This is a genomic window from Streptococcus loxodontisalivarius (assembly GCF_016908645.1).
GTDB classification, from domain to species: Bacteria; Bacillota; Bacilli; order Lactobacillales; family Streptococcaceae; genus Streptococcus; species Streptococcus loxodontisalivarius.
In genome coordinates this window covers 1-16,172 of record NZ_JAFBEH010000003.1, presented here as the reverse complement: position 1 = coordinate 16,172, position 16,172 = coordinate 1, and the positions used below count along the sequence as shown (strand labels likewise).

General features: G+C 42.0%; 15 protein-coding genes. 5 read left to right on the top strand and 10 right to left on the bottom strand.

The window, feature by feature from the left end; genetic code table 11:
* The first annotated feature begins 138 nt into the window (after nucleotides 1–138).
* From queC to queF, 4 genes are read left to right on the top strand one after another with little or no spacing between them, the layout of a single operon-like run.
* Nucleotides 139–789, top strand: a complete 651-nt coding sequence (gene queC, locus JOC28_RS01335; protein ID WP_205008848.1) for a 7-cyano-7-deazaguanine synthase QueC — start codon at nucleotides 139–141, stop codon at nucleotides 787–789.
* 2 nt (nucleotides 790–791) lie between these two features.
* The gene (gene queD / locus JOC28_RS01330) at nucleotides 792–1,235 is read left to right on the top strand and encodes a 6-carboxytetrahydropterin synthase QueD (protein WP_205008847.1); all 444 of its coding nucleotides are present in this window, start codon (nucleotides 792–794) and stop codon (nucleotides 1,233–1,235) included.
* On the top strand, nucleotides 1,228–1,944 hold the full coding sequence (queE, locus tag JOC28_RS01325; RefSeq protein WP_205008846.1) for a 7-carboxy-7-deazaguanine synthase QueE: 717 nt from the start codon (nucleotides 1,228–1,230) through the stop codon (nucleotides 1,942–1,944). Before queD ends, queE begins: the two co-directional genes overlap by 8 nt.
* Nucleotides 1,945–1,965: 21 nt before the next feature.
* A complete protein-coding gene (gene queF / locus JOC28_RS01320; RefSeq protein WP_205008845.1) occupies nucleotides 1,966–2,457 on the top strand; it encodes a preQ(1) synthase in 492 nt (163 codons plus the stop codon).
* Between the two features lie 125 nt (nucleotides 2,458–2,582).
* Here the strand turns inward: queF and xerS are convergent, their stop codons facing one another.
* The 4 genes from xerS to JOC28_RS01300 all read right to left on the bottom strand — a co-directional run bounded on the left by xerS (nucleotide 2,583) and on the right by JOC28_RS01300 (nucleotide 6,702).
* Nucleotides 2,583–3,653 (bottom strand): tyrosine recombinase XerS, encoded by a 1,071-nt coding sequence (gene xerS / locus JOC28_RS01315; protein WP_205008844.1) that lies wholly within the window; start codon nucleotides 3,651–3,653, stop codon nucleotides 2,583–2,585.
* Nucleotides 3,654–3,898: 245 nt separating this feature from the next.
* Nucleotides 3,899–5,464, bottom strand: a complete 1,566-nt coding sequence (gene ffh / locus JOC28_RS01310) for a signal recognition particle protein (protein WP_205008843.1) — start codon at nucleotides 5,462–5,464, stop codon at nucleotides 3,899–3,901.
* 45 nt (nucleotides 5,465–5,509) lie between these two features.
* The gene (locus JOC28_RS01305) at nucleotides 5,510–5,842 is read right to left on the bottom strand and encodes a putative DNA-binding protein (RefSeq protein ID WP_205008842.1); all 333 of its coding nucleotides are present in this window, start codon (nucleotides 5,840–5,842) and stop codon (nucleotides 5,510–5,512) included.
* A gap of 161 nt (nucleotides 5,843–6,003) precedes the next feature.
* On the bottom strand, nucleotides 6,004–6,702 hold the full coding sequence (locus JOC28_RS01300) for a GntR family transcriptional regulator (RefSeq protein WP_205008841.1): 699 nt from the start codon (nucleotides 6,700–6,702) through the stop codon (nucleotides 6,004–6,006).
* 251 nt (nucleotides 6,703–6,953) lie between these two features.
* On the opposite strand from JOC28_RS01300, the gene guaA reads away from it, so the two are divergent.
* Nucleotides 6,954–8,516, top strand: a complete 1,563-nt coding sequence (gene guaA, locus JOC28_RS01295; RefSeq protein ID WP_205008840.1) for a glutamine-hydrolyzing GMP synthase — start codon at nucleotides 6,954–6,956, stop codon at nucleotides 8,514–8,516.
* A gap of 245 nt (nucleotides 8,517–8,761) precedes the next feature.
* Here guaA and aguB read toward each other — a convergent pair whose 3' ends face one another.
* From aguB to JOC28_RS01265, 6 genes are read right to left on the bottom strand one after another with little or no spacing between them, the layout of a single operon-like run.
* Nucleotides 8,762–9,637 carry an N-carbamoylputrescine amidase gene (gene aguB, locus JOC28_RS01290; RefSeq protein WP_205008839.1) on the bottom strand — a complete coding sequence of 292 codons (876 nt, stop codon included), beginning with the start codon at nucleotides 9,635–9,637 and terminating at the stop codon, nucleotides 8,762–8,764.
* An 8-nt stretch (nucleotides 9,638–9,645) separates the two neighbouring features.
* The gene (aguA, locus tag JOC28_RS01285) at nucleotides 9,646–10,728 is read right to left on the bottom strand and encodes an agmatine deiminase (protein WP_205008838.1); all 1,083 of its coding nucleotides are present in this window, start codon (nucleotides 10,726–10,728) and stop codon (nucleotides 9,646–9,648) included.
* Nucleotides 10,728–11,855, bottom strand: coding sequence for a carboxynorspermidine decarboxylase (gene nspC / locus JOC28_RS01280; RefSeq protein WP_205008837.1), 1,128 nt, complete (start codon nucleotides 11,853–11,855; stop codon nucleotides 10,728–10,730). The genes aguA and nspC overlap by 1 nt, the downstream gene beginning before the upstream one ends.
* On the bottom strand, nucleotides 11,855–13,114 hold the full coding sequence (locus tag JOC28_RS01275) for a saccharopine dehydrogenase family protein (protein ID WP_205008836.1): 1,260 nt from the start codon (nucleotides 13,112–13,114) through the stop codon (nucleotides 11,855–11,857). Before JOC28_RS01275 ends, nspC begins: the two co-directional genes overlap by 1 nt.
* A complete protein-coding gene (speE, locus tag JOC28_RS01270; protein WP_205008835.1) occupies nucleotides 13,111–13,971 on the bottom strand; it encodes a polyamine aminopropyltransferase in 861 nt (286 codons plus the stop codon). Before speE ends, JOC28_RS01275 begins: the two co-directional genes overlap by 4 nt.
* Nucleotides 13,971–15,428: an aminotransferase class I/II-fold pyridoxal phosphate-dependent enzyme gene (locus JOC28_RS01265; RefSeq protein WP_205008834.1), complete on the bottom strand. Its 1,458-nt coding sequence runs from the start codon at nucleotides 15,426–15,428 to the stop codon at nucleotides 13,971–13,973. The genes speE and JOC28_RS01265 overlap by 1 nt, the downstream gene beginning before the upstream one ends.
* Nucleotides 15,429–16,172: the final 744 nt, after the last annotated feature.

Sequence of the window (16,172 nt, the reverse complement as noted above, 5' to 3'; positions counted from 1 at the left end):
TATGATAAACTGTTTAGGTATTTAATATTATAGATGTTTGGGAGACGCCATCGTTAAAAAAAACCAGTAAGTTTTAGCTCCTAGATCAATTACTAGGAGCTTTTTTGATGCCTTTCTCCCACTTTGAAAGGATTCTAAATGAAACGTAAATCTGCACTTGTCGTCTTTAGTGGCGGACAAGACTCAACAACCTGCCTAGCCTGGGCTAAAAAGCATTATGAGCATGTTGAAACAGTAACCTTCCTCTATGGACAAAAACACAGTCTTGAAGTAGAAGTAGCTCAGGAGATTGCAGCTGACTTTGGCGTAGCTAATCATCTGCTCGATATGTCTCTCCTTGGTCAATTGACGGATAATGCCTTAACCAGCGATAAGCCAATTGAGGCTGAGGAAGATCAAATTCCAAATACTTTTGTTGATGGGCGTAACCATCTCTTCCTGTCTTTTGCAGCAGTTCTTGCTAAGCAAAAAGGAATCACCGATATTATTACTGGAGTCTGTGAAACTGATTTCTCAGGCTATCCAGACTGCCGTGATTCCTTCGTCAAATCTCTCAATGTGACGCTTAATCTTGCAATGGATTATCCCTTTGTCATTCAAACACCCTTGATGTGGCTTGATAAGTCTGAAACCTGGGAATTAGCTGACCAGCTGGGCTATTTTGACTATGTTAGAAACAATACCTTAACCTGCTATAACGGAGTCAAGGGAAGCGGCTGTGGTGACTGCCCTGCCTGTCATCTCCGTCAAGCAGGGCTTGAGAACTATCTAGCAAGAAGAGGACAATAATCATGTTTTTTGCACCTAAAGAAATCAAAGAAGCAACTGGAGAGTCTCTAATCTATTGCCAACGAAGAGTAATGGTTTCAAAGGAATTCACCTTTGATGCAGCTCATCACCTTTTTAATTATGAAGGAAAATGCAAAGCACTCCATGGGCATACCTATCGCTTACAGATTGCTGTGTCGGGCTTTCTCGACGAACGTGGGATGGTTTATGACTTTGGAGACCTAAAAGCAATTTATAAGACTGAGCTAGAACCAAAACTAGACCACCGTTACCTTAACGAAAGTCTTCCTTACATGAATACAACCGCTGAAAACATGGTTTACTGGATTTACCAGACCTTTGCGCAAGCATTGCCAAACGAAAGAGGACTCCAAATCGAGCATGTCCGTCTCTATGAAACACCTAGCTCCTATGCTGAATTCAGAAGGGAGTGGGAACATGGCTAGACAAAGACAGCTGACTCTTCCAGTCCTTGAGATCTTTGGTCCAACCTTTCAGGGGGAAGGCAGAGCAATCGGTCAGAAAACCATGTTTGTTCGAACAGCAGGCTGTGATTATCATTGTGACTGGTGCGATTCCGCCTTCACATGGGATGGCTCTGAGAAACCAACTCGTATGACCAGTGATCAAGTGATTGAAGCCTTGGACCAACTTGGAAACTATGACTATGTAACCCTGTCTGGTGGTAATCCTTGCCTTTTAGCATCTAATATGGCTGAGCTAGTTAGCAAACTAAAGGAGAGAGGCGTCACACTAGCCGTTGAAACTCAAGGGTCACGCTGGCAAGAGTGGCTAACTGATATCGATCAAGTGACCTTAAGCCCTAAACCACCTTCAGCAAAGATGGATGTCAATTTGGAAACTCTTGATTTCATTGTCGAAAGATTGGATCCTAACAAGGTGACCTTTAAAATTCCTGTCTTTAACGATGAAGATCTAGAATTCGCCAAATCAATCCAAGACCGCTACCAGCCCGATGTCCTCTATCTTTCAGCAGGAAATCCAGAACCTCAAAAAGACGGTGATATCGTCAGCGGACAACTGAGACGTCTCAAAGAACTCTGGGAAAGAGTTGCACAGGATGATAGCTGGGGAAATGTCCGTGTCCTCCCACAACTTCACACCCTCCTCTATGATAATGAGCGCGGTGTTTAAATTTTAGAAAAGAGAAGCAGCATGAGTAAAGAAACAGAAATGAAAAACCTAACCCTTTTGGGGAATCAAAATACAAACTATATTTTTGAGTATAGTCCAGAAATCCTTGAAACCTTTGAAAATCGTCACAAAGATAACGACTATTTTATCAAATTCAACTGTCCTGAATTTACCTCACTCTGTCCAATGACAGGCCAACCAGACTTTGCAACCATCTACCTCTCATATATCCCTGATGAGCTCTGCGTTGAATCAAAATCCCTAAAACTTTATCTTTTCAGCTACCGTAACCACGGTGACTTCCATGAAAATTGTATCAATACTATCGGGAAAGACCTGGTCGAATTGCTCAAACCTCGTTACCTTGAAGTTTGGGGTAAATTTACACCTCGTGGTGGTATTTCAATTGATCCTTACTATAACTATGGTAGACCAGGAACAAAATACGAAGAAATGGCTAATTACCGTTTGATAAATCACGATCTCTACCCTGAAACAATTGATAATCGCTAACAAACAACCCCACTAGCAAAAACTAGTGGGGTTTGATGATAAAAGATTTGTTACATAATTATAGTTATGTTTTATTTTGACAGACAGAGAAAACTAAGGAGAGATCTAACATACTTAAAATTATGTTACAAATTATCCAAAGCATTTTTTTGTTCATCGTTGACGATATGGGTATAAAGATCTGTAACCTGAGTTGAAGCATGCCCTAATTGATGACTGACCAATACTTGCGATTTAGTTGCGTCATAGAGTCTGGTTGCCAGTGTATGGCGCAGCTTATGGGGTGTCACACGAATTTTGAAGTCCTGAGAGTATTTGGCGACCATTTTTTCAACACTAGATGCATCGATACGGTTAGGGACGCCTCGGTATTCACTAATAAAGAGAGCTGTATCCTGTTTTTCTGCCTTATAACGTGGAGCTCTTATTTCTAAATAAGCCTCTAGATAGGGCTTGGCAAAGCTTGCTACGTTTACGGAATCCCGTTTACCACCCTTACGTGTAACCTCAATGACCATCATATTGAGATTGAGATCTTTGAGATCCAGATTGACTGCCTCAGACAGACGAACACCAGAGGCAAGCAGTAGGGCGATAATGGCTAAATCACGTTCCTTATTTTTTCGGAAAGAAGACTTAGCTCTATTAGAAAGTTTGTTCTCATATTCACAATCTATATGTTCTAAAAAATCCATGGTCTCATCGCCGAGAAAGAGCTTTTGTTTGATATTCTCAGCTCTGGCAGCAAGTGTCTCTTTTTTCTTCTTAGTAGAGACTTTTTTCATCACATTTCGGTAAAAATAAGGCTCTCCCTGATCATTTTCAACCTCCTCAGTCAAATACTTATAAAGACTAGATAAGGCTGACAAAGTACGATTTATGGTTGTTTGAGAAACACCTTGCTTTGTTGAATAGGTATTGAGCGACGGACGTTCTCTAAGGTAAAGAATAAATGATTCCATATCCTTTTTGGTCAAATGTTCCAAAGTCGCTAAATCAATATCAGCAATCTGATGGGCATCTGAAATACCAGACTCAATCAACCAATCAAAGAATCGTTTATATTCCTTGAGGTATTCATATAGAGTCGTAAAACTATACGGTACGGAAAGTTTGGATTGATAATAATCTAAAACAAACCAGGGCATGATTGCCTTGTAGCTTTCAATTTTTTCAAGTAAGAGTTCACGTTTCATATTTTTTCTCCGTTTTTGAAGGATTATTTCTTAAATAGAAGTATATCACACCTATATCTTTCTTTCAAGAAAATTACAGTTTTTCGGAAAGATGTGTGGGAAAAATAATCAATGGTTTTCTAAACACAAAACTCAGTTAATCAGTAAGGTCAGCAAATCTATAAAATCCTCTGTAAAAAATAAATAAGTTACTTCAACTTTCTAGGTAAGAAAAAAGAATGGATTTGAATTCCATTCTTTTTAGATTATTTACGTTTTCTCTTAGCTTTTTTCATTTTGTTAGCCTGGCGTTTCATGGCTGATTTCATTGCAAATGAACCAATTTTCCCTTTGAGACCGCCACCCATCATTTGACTGAGGTCCATGTTTGATAGATCTGGCATACCTGCTCCGCCCATCATTCCTTCAAGGGCTGACATATCCATACCGCTCATATCAGGCATGTTGTTAGGCATATTCTTAGGAAGATTATTTGGATTTAGTCCCATTTGACGCATAGCTTTTTCCATGTCTCCAGACATCATGCCCTGCATCATACCTTTTGCTTGATTAAAGTCCTTGATAAACTTGTTCACTTCAACAAAGGTATTTCCTGAACCTGCTGCGATACGACGGCGACGGCTCGGTGTCAACAATTCTGGATTTTCACGTTCTTCTGGTGTCATTGATGAAACAATGGCACGTTTACGGGCAACTTGTTTTTCATCAACTTTAATATTTGAAAGAGCTGGATTGTTTGCCATACCTGGAAGCATCTTGAGAAGATCTTCCATTGGTCCCATATTTTGAACCTGATCCAATTGTTCAACGAAGTCATTGAAATCAAAGGTATTCTCACGCATCTTTTCAGCCAATTCCAATGATTTTTGTTCATCGTATTCTTGGCTAGCCTTTTCAATCAAGGTCAGAAGGTCACCCATTCCCAAAATACGTGATGACATACGATCTGGGTGGAATGTTTCGATATCTGTGATTTTTTCACCAGTACCAGTGAATTTGATTGGTTTTCCAGTGATTTCACGGATTGAAAGGGCCGCACCACCACGGGTATCACCATCAATCTTGGTCAAAATAACCCCTGTGATGTCCAATTGATCATTAAATTCACGGGCAACATTTGCTGCCTCTTGACCAATCATGCTATCTACAACCAAGAGAATCTCGTTTGGCTGCGTTAGAGATTTCACATCACGAAGTTCCTGCATCAAGAGCTCATCAATTTGCAGACGACCAGCTGTATCAATCAAGACATAGTCGTTCTTGTTTGCTTTAGCAACTTCAAGACCTTGGCTTACGATTTCAAGAGCAGAAACTTCTGTTCCCAAGTCAAAAACAGGAACATCAATTTGCTGACCTAGTGTTTTCAGCTGATCAATGGCTGCTGGACGATAAATATCGGCAGCAATCATCATTGGTCGAGCATTTTCTTCCTTAATCAGCTTGTTAGCCAATTTCCCTGCAAAGGTTGTTTTACCAGCCCCTTGAAGACCGACCATCATTATGATTGTTGGAATCTTTGGAGACTTGTTGAGTTCAGCAGTTTCTGAACCCAAAATCTCTGTCAATTCTTCATTAACAATCTTGATAATCTGTTGTGAAGCATCCAAGGTATCAATGATTTCGTGTCCGACTGCACGTTCACGAACGCGTTTGATAAAGGTTTTAACAACTGGAAGCGCAACGTCAGCCTCAAGAAGAGCTAGACGAATTTCTTTTGTGACTTCCTGAACTTCTTTTTCAGATAGTTTTCCTTTACGACGTAAATTTTTGAAAACGCCCTGCAAGCGTTCTGTTAAACTTTCAAATGCCATTTTCTTTCTCCTGTGTTACATAATTTTAATTACGTAGTTTTATTTTTAATCACGATTATCAATACTTGTCAGCACTGCTATTTGCTCCTGAAGGTAAGCATCATCAGGATACTTTGCGACAATCTCATCGAAAATCTGCCCACGAACGATATAGTCAGAATACATGTGCAACTTCATCTCATAGGCTTCTAAAATCTTCTCAGTTCGCTTGATATTATCGTAAACAGCCTGACGACTGACACCAAACTCCTCAGCAATCTCAGCTAGGCTATAATCGTCAGCGTAATAGAGTTCGATATAATTCATCTGCTTATCTGTCAAAAGCGCTGCATAAAACTCGAACAGCGCATTCATACGATTGGTTTTTTCAATTTCCATAAGCTCCATTTTATCATAAAAGAGCTTGAAAGAGTAGCCTAAAAGGTCGATTGAGTCTTTAATCTAGACAAAATAACTTTAAATTCGTTACATAATATTTTATATGTTACTCAATTGAAGACAAAGTCTTTTAGGAAGATTCATTTTAAACAATATATTACTTAATTGTTTTCCAAATAAAATTCAAAACGATCGCCGACATATTGGCTACGAACATACTCGAATGGTCGACCGTCTGTGAAATAAGAAACCTGAGTCAAAGCAAGAATGGCGTGTCCTTTAGTAACATCGAGGTAATCCGCCACGCGCTCATTAGCTGTCTTGGCATAGATAGTCTGCTGGCTCTTACCAATCTGGTAGCCATTTGCGGTCAGAGTCTTGAAAAAATGCTCTGTTATCTCAGTACGGTTGAAGTCACAAATCAATTTTTCTGGAATTGAAGCTACCTCATAAACCAAGGGAACTTGATCGGCATAACGCACGCGCTCCATACTAATCACATAATCCTTTGAGGTCAACTGCAGTTGCTGACATTCGGTTTCGCTAGCCAGTTTTCTCTGGTAGGAAATCAATTTGGATGACGGTGTTTTGCCTTGGGCATTGACGATTTCTGTGAAGCTGGTCGTTCCACGCATCTTTTCCTGAACACGACGTCCTGCCACATAGGTTCCACTACCCACACGACGTTCCAAAATTCCCTCTTCAACTAGAAGCGTTACCGCTTGACGAAGCGTCATACGGCTGACGCCAAAATCGTCAGATAGGTCACGCTCGCTCGGTAAACGCTGGCCAATCTGCCATTTTCCCTCATCTATTTCCTTTTTAATCTGATCATGAATCTGAATATAGGCTGGAATCATTCTTATCCTCCTCTTGTATCCCTTATATTATAGCATTTTTTGACAAAGCTGTGCTGCTAAGTCCATCTCATTAGTCCAGAGGTTGACTCACTCTTATACCTCGATTGGTAAAGAGCTGCGCCAGATGAGAATCTTCTAATCCTGCTTTGCTTTTTTCTGCATAAAATCTAATGCCTTTTCCTACTTTTTGTGCTATAATAGGTGCAAACTATATCGTCTGGTATCTCCAGACATTAAATGAAAGGGTAACAATGACTGACATTTCTACTTTGAATGATGTTCAAAAAATCATCGTTCTTGACTATGGTAGCCAGTACAACCAACTGATTGCACGTCGTATCCGTGAATTCGGTGTCTTTTCTGAGTTGAAAAGTCACAAGATTTCTGCCGAAGAAATTCGTGCTATCAACCCAATTGGTATCGTTCTTTCTGGTGGTCCAAACTCAGTTTACGCAGACAATGCTTTTGGTATCGATGAAGAGATTTTCGAACTCGGTATTCCAATTCTTGGTATCTGCTATGGTATGCAACTGATTACTCACAAACTTGGTGGTAAGGTTGTACCTGCTGGTGAAGCTGGTAACCGTGAATACGGTCAATCAACACTTCGCCTTCGTTCAGAATCAAAATTGTTCGCAGGTACTCCTGAAGAGCAACTTGTTTTGATGAGCCATGGTGATGCTGTTACTGAGATTCCAGAAGGTTTCCACCTTGTTGGTGACTCAGCTGACTGTCCTTATGCAGCAATGGAAAATACTGAGAAAAACTTCTACGGTATTCAATTCCACCCAGAGGTTCGTCACTCTGTTTACGGTAACGATATTTTGAAAAACTTTGCCGTTGAAATCTGTGGCGCTCGTCAAGACTGGTCTATGGACAACTTCATCGACATGCAAATTGCACAAATTCGTGAAACTGTTGGTGAGCGTAAAGTTCTTCTTGGGCTTTCAGGTGGTGTAGATTCATCAGTTGTTGGTGTCCTTCTCCAACGTGCTATCGGTGACCAATTGACATGTATCTTCGTTGACCACGGTCTTCTTCGTAAAAATGAAGGTGACCAGGTTATGGATATGCTTGGTGGTAAGTTCGGTCTTAACATCATCCGTGTTGATGCTTCAAAACGTTTCCTTGACCTTCTTGCAGGCGTTGATGATCCTGAGAAAAAACGTAAAATCATCGGTAATGAATTTGTTTATGTCTTCGATGACGAAGCAAGCAAACTCAAAGGTGTTGACTTCCTTGCTCAAGGAACACTTTACACAGACATTATCGAGTCAGGTACTGAAACTGCGCAAACAATTAAGTCTCACCACAACGTAGGTGGTCTTCCTGAAGACATGCAGTTTGAATTGATTGAACCACTTAATACCCTTTTCAAAGATGAAGTGCGTGCCCTAGGTACAGCTCTTGGAATGCCTGATGAAGTCGTTTGGCGTCAGCCATTCCCAGGACCAGGTCTTGCTATCCGTGTTATGGGTGAAATCACCGAAGAAAAACTAGAAACTGTCCGTGAATCAGACGCCATCCTTCGTGAAGAAATCGCCAAAGCTGGTCTAGAACGTGATGTATGGCAATACTTCACCGTTAATACTGGTGTTCGTTCAGTCGGTGTTATGGGTGATGGTCGTACTTATGACTACACCATCGCTATTCGTGCTATCACTTCTATCGATGGTATGACAGCAGACTTTGCAAAACTCCCATGGGAAGTTCTTCAAAAAATCTCTGTTCGTATCGTAAACGAAGTAGACCACGTAAACCGCATCGTCTACGATATTACAAGTAAACCACCAGCAACAGTTGAGTGGGAATAAAACAGTCCAGTGGACTGTTTTAGGTCGGCAACTTGAAACTAGGACTAGACGATAGTCCAATAAACTCGTCTAGCAAAATAATAAAAGCCTAGGAAATTCATATTTCTAGGCTTTTTAAGTTGTATCTGTAAGTTGATTGCCATTAAACTTTCTTGGTCTGATATTTTTCTCAGTAACTACTACTTTTCGAGTCATACAATATGAACCTGTAAGACAATTTTAAGTCGCAGTTAGACATCAAAGGCTTACTGACTAATCATTCCATACATTTCTGGTCTGCGATCACGGAAAAGTCCCCAGGCAAGGCGTTCTTGAGCTCCTTTTTCCAAGTCATACTGAGCTAGTAAAATTTCTTCTTGATTTCGGCTAGCTTGGCACAAGAGAGCTCCTGTCTCATCCGTCATAAAGGAAGAACCGTAGAAATCAAGACTTGAAGACTGTTTCCCATTTTCAGGACAAGGCTGCACTTCTTCTAAACCAAAGCGATTAGCCGCAATGACAGGCGTAACATTCGCTGCAGCGTGTCCTTGCATGGTGCGCATCCAGTGCCCCATTGAGTCTGTCTCCAAAATCGGCTCGCTTCCAATCGCCGTTGGATAAAAGAGCAATTCTGCTCCTGCCAAAGCTAGGCAACGAGCAGTTTCAGGGAACCATTGATCCCAACAGATGCCGATTCCGATTTTAGCGTAGCGTGTTTCCCAGACCTTGAAGCCTGTATTTCCAGGAGTGAAATAAAATTTTTCTTGGTAATAATGGTCATCTGGAATATGTGTTTTGCGGTAGACGCCTAAGACTGTCCCATCTGCATCAATGACTGCAATGGAATTATAGAGGACTTGTCCATCTTTTTCATAAAAGCTAATGGGCAAGACAACTCCTAACTCTGCAGCTATTGGCTTAAAATGCTGAATGGCTATATTTTCCTCAAGAGACTCCGCGTACTGATAATAATCATATTGACGCTCTTGGCAAAAATATGGACGCTCAAACAACTCTGGTAGCAAAATAATCTGCGCACCTTGAGCTGCTGCTTGTCTGACTAATGTTTCAGCCTTTTCAATATTGTTTGCTACTTCCTTTGAACAGGACATTTGGATAGCAGCTACTGTCACTTGTCTCATGTTTCCTCCTATCTAGGGATTTGTTGGGTGATACAATGAATATTGCCTCCGCCCAGTAAAATAGCGCGTGCAGGAATTCCGATGATTTCTCGATTTGGAAAAAGCTGCGCTAGCAAATCAAGTGCTGTCCTGTCATGTGGATCGTCAAACTGCGGTAAGACAACAGCCTCGTTTGCGATGTAAAAATTCACGTATGAAGCCGCTAATCGTTCCCCAGCAAATCGCTCTTCTTCTCCATCCGCATAGGAATAGCCCGCTAAATCTTCTTCGTGAACGATCTGCGTCTGCTTTGGAATCAATAGCTTGTGAACAGTGAATGGTCGACCTTTGGAATCTGTTTCGCCTGCTAAAAAGGTCAAATTTTCCATTGACAAGGCGTATTGCGGGTCTGATGTATCATCTGTCCAAGCAAGGACAATCTCTGCCGGCCCCACAAAGGCAGCCACGTTGTCTACGTGTTCATTGGTTTCATCTTGGTAGATTCCGTTTGGCAACCAGATGACTTTTTCTGCTCCAAGGGTCTCTTTTAATCGTTCTTCGATTTCTGATTTGCTCATTTGTGGATTGCGTCCAGCGCTCAGCAAACAAGCTTCTGTCACTATAAGTGTTCCCTCTCCATCGCTGTGAATGGAGCCGCCTTCCAGTACAAAAGGATGGGCATCATAAACAGGTAAATTCAGCGCAGTAGCAAAGCGACTTGCCACTTGATCATCTTCGTGAAAATCCTGATAGAGGCCGTCTACTTGCCCGCCCCAGGCATTAAAAGCCCAGTCTACAGCTAGACGGTCACCTTTGTCATTGACCAAGACGGTCGGCCCTGTATCACGTGCCCAAGCGTCGTTGGTCGGTATTTCGAGGTAGGTAACCAAGTCACCTAGCGCATCTTCCGCTTCTTTACGATGGCACTCTTCTACCAGCAGATAGACCGTCTCACTCTTAGCAATGGCAGCAATGACCTGGGAAAAAGCGATTTTTGCATCTTTTCCATCAAAAGGCCAAGAACCCGGTCTTGTCGGCCATATCAGCATACAATCTTGATGTGGTTCATATTCAGCAGGCATGCGAAAGCCCAATTCTTTTGGTGTCTTCATTAGGACAGTCTCCCCTTAAAATCTTCATAACCAAATGTCTTAATCAGCTGACAATCGCCTGTCTCATCCATAAGAGCTAGAGAAGGCAATGGCATACCGTTAAAGGTATTATTTTTTACGAAAGAGTAAATGGCCATGTCTTCAAAATAGAGTTTGTCACCAATTGCTACTGGTTTTTCAAAGGAATAGTCGCCGATGACATCCCCCGTCAGACAGGTGTTGGAAGATAGGCGATAGGTGTAGGCTTTCTCACCTGCTTCAAATCCATTTTGTAAAGGCGGACGATAGGGCATTTCCAGCACATCTGGCATATGACAGGTAGCAGACGCGTCTAGTACCAAGGTCTCTATCCCATTTTCGACAATGTCTAAGACTTCGGTCACCAGATAGCCAGCATTGAGCGCAATAGCTTCTCCTGGCTCGATATAGACCTGCACACCGTAGATTTTCTGGACGTGCTCGATAGAAGCCACCAGCAAGTCAATATCGTAATCTTCTCGTGTCACATGGTGACCACCACCGAAATTCACCCATTTCAACTGATGGAAATACTCTCCGAACTGCTCTTCTACAACAGCCAAGGTAGATGCCAAATCATCTGAATTTTGCTCACAGAGGGTATGAAAATGCAGTCCATCTAAATATTCTAACCAGTCTGGATTGAATTGGTCTTTTGTCACCCCAAATCGCGACCCTTCGGCACAAGGATCATAAAGCGCGTGATCTCCTTGTGTGGAATGCTGCGGGTTGATTCGGAGTCCGATGGATACTCCAGCCCTTAAACATTTGTCCAAGTGTTTTTCTAGCTGGCGCCCTGAATTGAAGACAATATGGTCTGATATGGCTAAAATCTCATCGATTTCGCTATCCTTAAAGGCTGGGGCAAAGATATGAACTTCGCCACCAAATTCTTCACGCCCTAATTTTGCTTCGTAAAGGCCGCTTGCTGTTGTCCCAGACAGATAGGAGCTAATCAAGGGATAGGTCGCAAACATGGAAAAGGCTTTTTGGGCGAGTAAGACCTTGCAGCCAGTTCGGTCTGCCACGCTTTTCAAAATCTGCAGATTCTGCTTTAACGCCTTCTGGTCAATGACATAACTTGGAGTTGGTAATTGTTCGATTTTCATTAGTCCACCAATACTGGATTTTCAACGACTTGCCAAGGCAAACCATACTGATTCAAAGCTTGCATAAACGGATCTGGATCCAATTCTTCTAGGTTGTAGACCCCAGGTTGTTTCCATGTGCCATTCATGACTAATTTAGTCCCAATCATGGCTGGAACGCCAGTCGTGTAGGAAATAGCTTGAGAGCCCACTTCCGCATAGCACTCTTGGTGATCACAGACATTGTAGATATAAATCGTTTTTTCAACACCGTCTTTTACACCTGTGAAAATGCAGCCGATATTAGTTTTTCCAACAGTACGTGGGCCTAAAGATGCTGGATCTGGCAAGAGAGCCTTCAAGAACTGAATCGGCACAATCTCTTGTCCGTTGAAATTGATAGTATCTGTACGCAAGAGTCCGACATTTTCCAAGCACTTCATGTGTGTCAGGTAAGCTTGTCCGAAGGTCATGAAGAAACGAATGCGTTTAACTCCTGGAATATTTTGTGCCAAGGATTCGATTTCTTCGTGGTGGAGCAGATACATGTCTTTTTGCCCAACCTCTGGAAAATCGTATTCGCGTTTGATGGACATGGCTTCCACTTCCACCCATTTGCCATTTTCCCAGTAAGAACCTGGCGCTGAAACTTCACGTAGGTTGATTTCTGGATTAAAGTTTGTCGCAAATGGATAGCCGTGGTCTCCGCCATTACAATCTAAAATGTCAATGTAGTGAATCTCATCAAAATAATGCTTTAAGGCATAAGCTGAGAAGACGCTAGTCACCCCTGGGTCAAAACCTGAACCGAGCAAGGCGGTCAAACCAGCTTCTTTGAATTTTTCCTGATAAGCCCATTGCCATGAATAGTCGAAATAAGCCGTAAAACCAAGCTCCTCACAGCGTTTTTCATAGATGGCACGCCATTCTGGGTCTTCGGTATCTTCTGCCTCGTAGTTGGCGGTGTCGATATAATGCACACCAGTTACCAAACAAGCATCCATAATGGTCAAATCCTGATAAGGCAGAGCAACATTCAAAACAGCTTCTGGCTGGTAGGCTTGAATCAAGGCGGTCACTTCTTCCACCTTATCCGCATCAACTGATGCAGTTTCAATTTTTGTCTGTGTTTTTCCTTCTAATTTAGCCTTTAACTCATCACATTTTGATTTGGTGCGGCTGGCAATCATGATTTCTGTGAAAGTCTCGCTGTCCTGACAAATCTTTGAGATGGCAACTTGGGCTACACCACCACATCCAATAACTAGTAAACGACTCATTTTTTCTTCTCCTCTTCTTCTAAAATATCTTCAACATACTTTGGTAACATAAAGGCTCCTACATGGAGATTAGCGGTATAGTATTCGGTTTTCAATTGTCGCGCTTTCCATTGGTCAGCCTTAAAATCCCCGATAGGATGGTAGGTTTTAGAAGCAAAACCAAAGAGACGATAGCCTGATGCCCCTGTTGGAATATGGGCCTGATAAACACGGCTAATCGGAAAAGACTGAAATGCCTTGCGGTGCATGCTTCTGCAAGCGGATTCGTCCTCATCAAAGAAAGTACTCCCATGCTGATAGACCATGATCCCATCTTCTTTCAAAGCCCTATAAGCATTCCCATAAAATTCCTTGGTGAAGAGTCCTTCTGTGTGTCCAAAAGGATCCGTTGCATCATTAATAATCAGATCATAATCAGCCTCGATACTCCGTAAAAAGCGCAACCCATCTTGATTGTAAATCGTCACGCGCTCATCATCTAGACCAGGTGAGTATTCTGGGAAATAAGTCCGGCAAACTTCCACCAAGACTTCATCTGGCTCTACGATATCAATCTGTTCAATCTCTGGATATTGCACCAAGATATGAGCAACACCACCATCACCGCCCCCTAGAATGAGCACTTTTTTGGGATTTGGATGCACAGCCATGGGCACATGGACGACCATTTCATTGTAGACAAAATCATCTGCATCTGAAAAGAGAATCTTTCCATTCAAGGTCAGCACTTTGCCAAAGCCTTGCGTTTCAAGTACGGCGATATCCTGAAAATCACTTTTTCCAAAATAGAGTTGACGATTGGTACGTATCGATAATTTTACATCAGGTGTGTGAACCTCAGAAAACCACATCTCCATCAGCTGTCCTCCTTAATCACATTCACAACTTTAACTTCTGGATCTTCCGTTCCTTGCAAGGAACAGCCACGTTCTTTGGCAAACAAGATGTAGTCTACAATTTCTTGAGTAATCAATTCTCCAGGAGCTAAAAGTGGTATTCCAGGTGGGTAACACATGACAAATTCTCCGCAAATACGTCCAACAGCTTCCTGCAATTCCAAACTCTCCCGTTCGTCATAAAAGGCATTTTGAGGTGACAGAATCACTTGTGGCTGGATATATTCTCCTGAGATCAGGTCTTTCCCATCCCTAGCGTAGAGGCGTTTAATATCTGCCAGGGCACCGACTAATCTTTCAATATCTTGCAAGCGATCACCGATGGAAATATAGGCCAAGATATTGCCAATATCTCCAAATTCAATTTGAATATCGTACTCATCCCTTAGCAAATCGTAGACTTCGATCCCAGTCAGTCCGATTCCTTGAGTATAGATGGCTAGTTTGGTCACATCAAAATCATAGACTTTTTGACCATCTACCAGCTCTTTAGCATAGGCGTAATAACCACCAATGGCATTGATTTCCTGACGGGCATACTGAGCCATCTCCATGACTTTTTCAAAGGATTCCTTGCCACGAAGGGCCAGGTTACGTCGTGAAATATCTAGACTGGCTAGTAAGAGATAGGAAGCACTGGTCGATTGGGTCAGATTGATGATTTGACGGACATATTCGGCGTTCATCTCTTCTCCAATCAGCAACAAAGAACTCTGTGTCAAGCTACCGCCTGACTTGTGCATTGATACAGCTGCCATATCCGCTCCTGCCTGCATGGCTGATTGAGGTAATTTATCTGAGAAAGACAGATGGGTGCCGTGGGCTTCATCTACCAAGACCTTCATCCCTGAAGCATGCGCCAGGTTCACAATCTCTTTCAAATCAGAACAAATCCCGTAATAGGTCGGATTATTAACCAAGACTGCTACCGCATCTGGATGCTCTGCTATGGCCTGAGCTAAGCGCTCTGTCTCCAAGCCTAAGGCAATCCCGATTGGCTCCTGTACACTCATCTCAATGTAAACAGGAATGGCACCACATAGGACTAGAGCATTGATGACACTTTTATGGACATTTCGCGGTAATATAATCTTCTGACCTGCCTGACAAGTCGCTAAAATCATGGTCTGAACCGAAGACGTGGTTCCCCCAATCATGAGAAAAGCATGCGAGGCTCCAAAGGCAGCCGCAGATAACTCTTCAGCCTCTCTAATAATGGAAATAGGATGTCCCAAATTATCCAACGGCTTCATTGAGTTGACATCGATACTGACACATTTTTTTCCCAATAAGGCCACCAGTTCAGGATTCCCTCGCCCTCGCTTATGACCTGGCACATCAAAGGGAACGATGCGTTTGCGCCTTAACCTTTCCAAACCCTCATAAATAGGGGCTCGATGTTGATCTAATGGTTTCAAGATCCACTCCTTTTCTAAGTAAAATGAGTTCATCTCTGAAAATAAAAAGAGCAGGTTCTCACCTGCTCCATAGCCTTTTTATTGACGTTTGCTATCTTTTTCTATCTGAGTGTCTGGTGCTAGATGTTTCTTACTCTCAAGTGCAAATACATACGTACTTTATTGACCGTTTCACAAGATGACGTGTGCTTGACCACACTAATAACTAGGCATTCAGTAAGTCCCTTGACCCCTGAAATCAACTTATAAAATGTAGGCTTTTAACCCTATCAATAATGGGAAAAGTTGGTCACTTATCCCGCTTCGGCATTTCCCCTGCCTGTCCGGAGGCATTTTTTACTCGGGGCTATATTTGCTAGAAAACATCTACCGACTTCTTCTAGACCTTTTTATTATAACATAAATCATCAGACTGTAAACTATAATGCAAACATTGATAGAAAAAAAGTAAAAAAGTTCGTATTTTTGTAAATATAGTTCCTAATTTTATACAAATGATAAATTGTAAAATAAAGTGCAACAAAAAAAACTCAAAGCTTCCTCAATCGTGTAAACTCTATGTAACCACACTAACAAGAACACGGAGAAGACTATGAGCTACCATCATATTACCATAACTGAACGTATTATGATAGAGGCTTATCTCGAAGTTTGTGTCAAGTAATCCTCGGAAACAATTTTCAAAGTCCTAAATCCACTTTTTGAGTTGACCAATCGGAGAGCTCGTTGCAGCAGCTAAAGCAA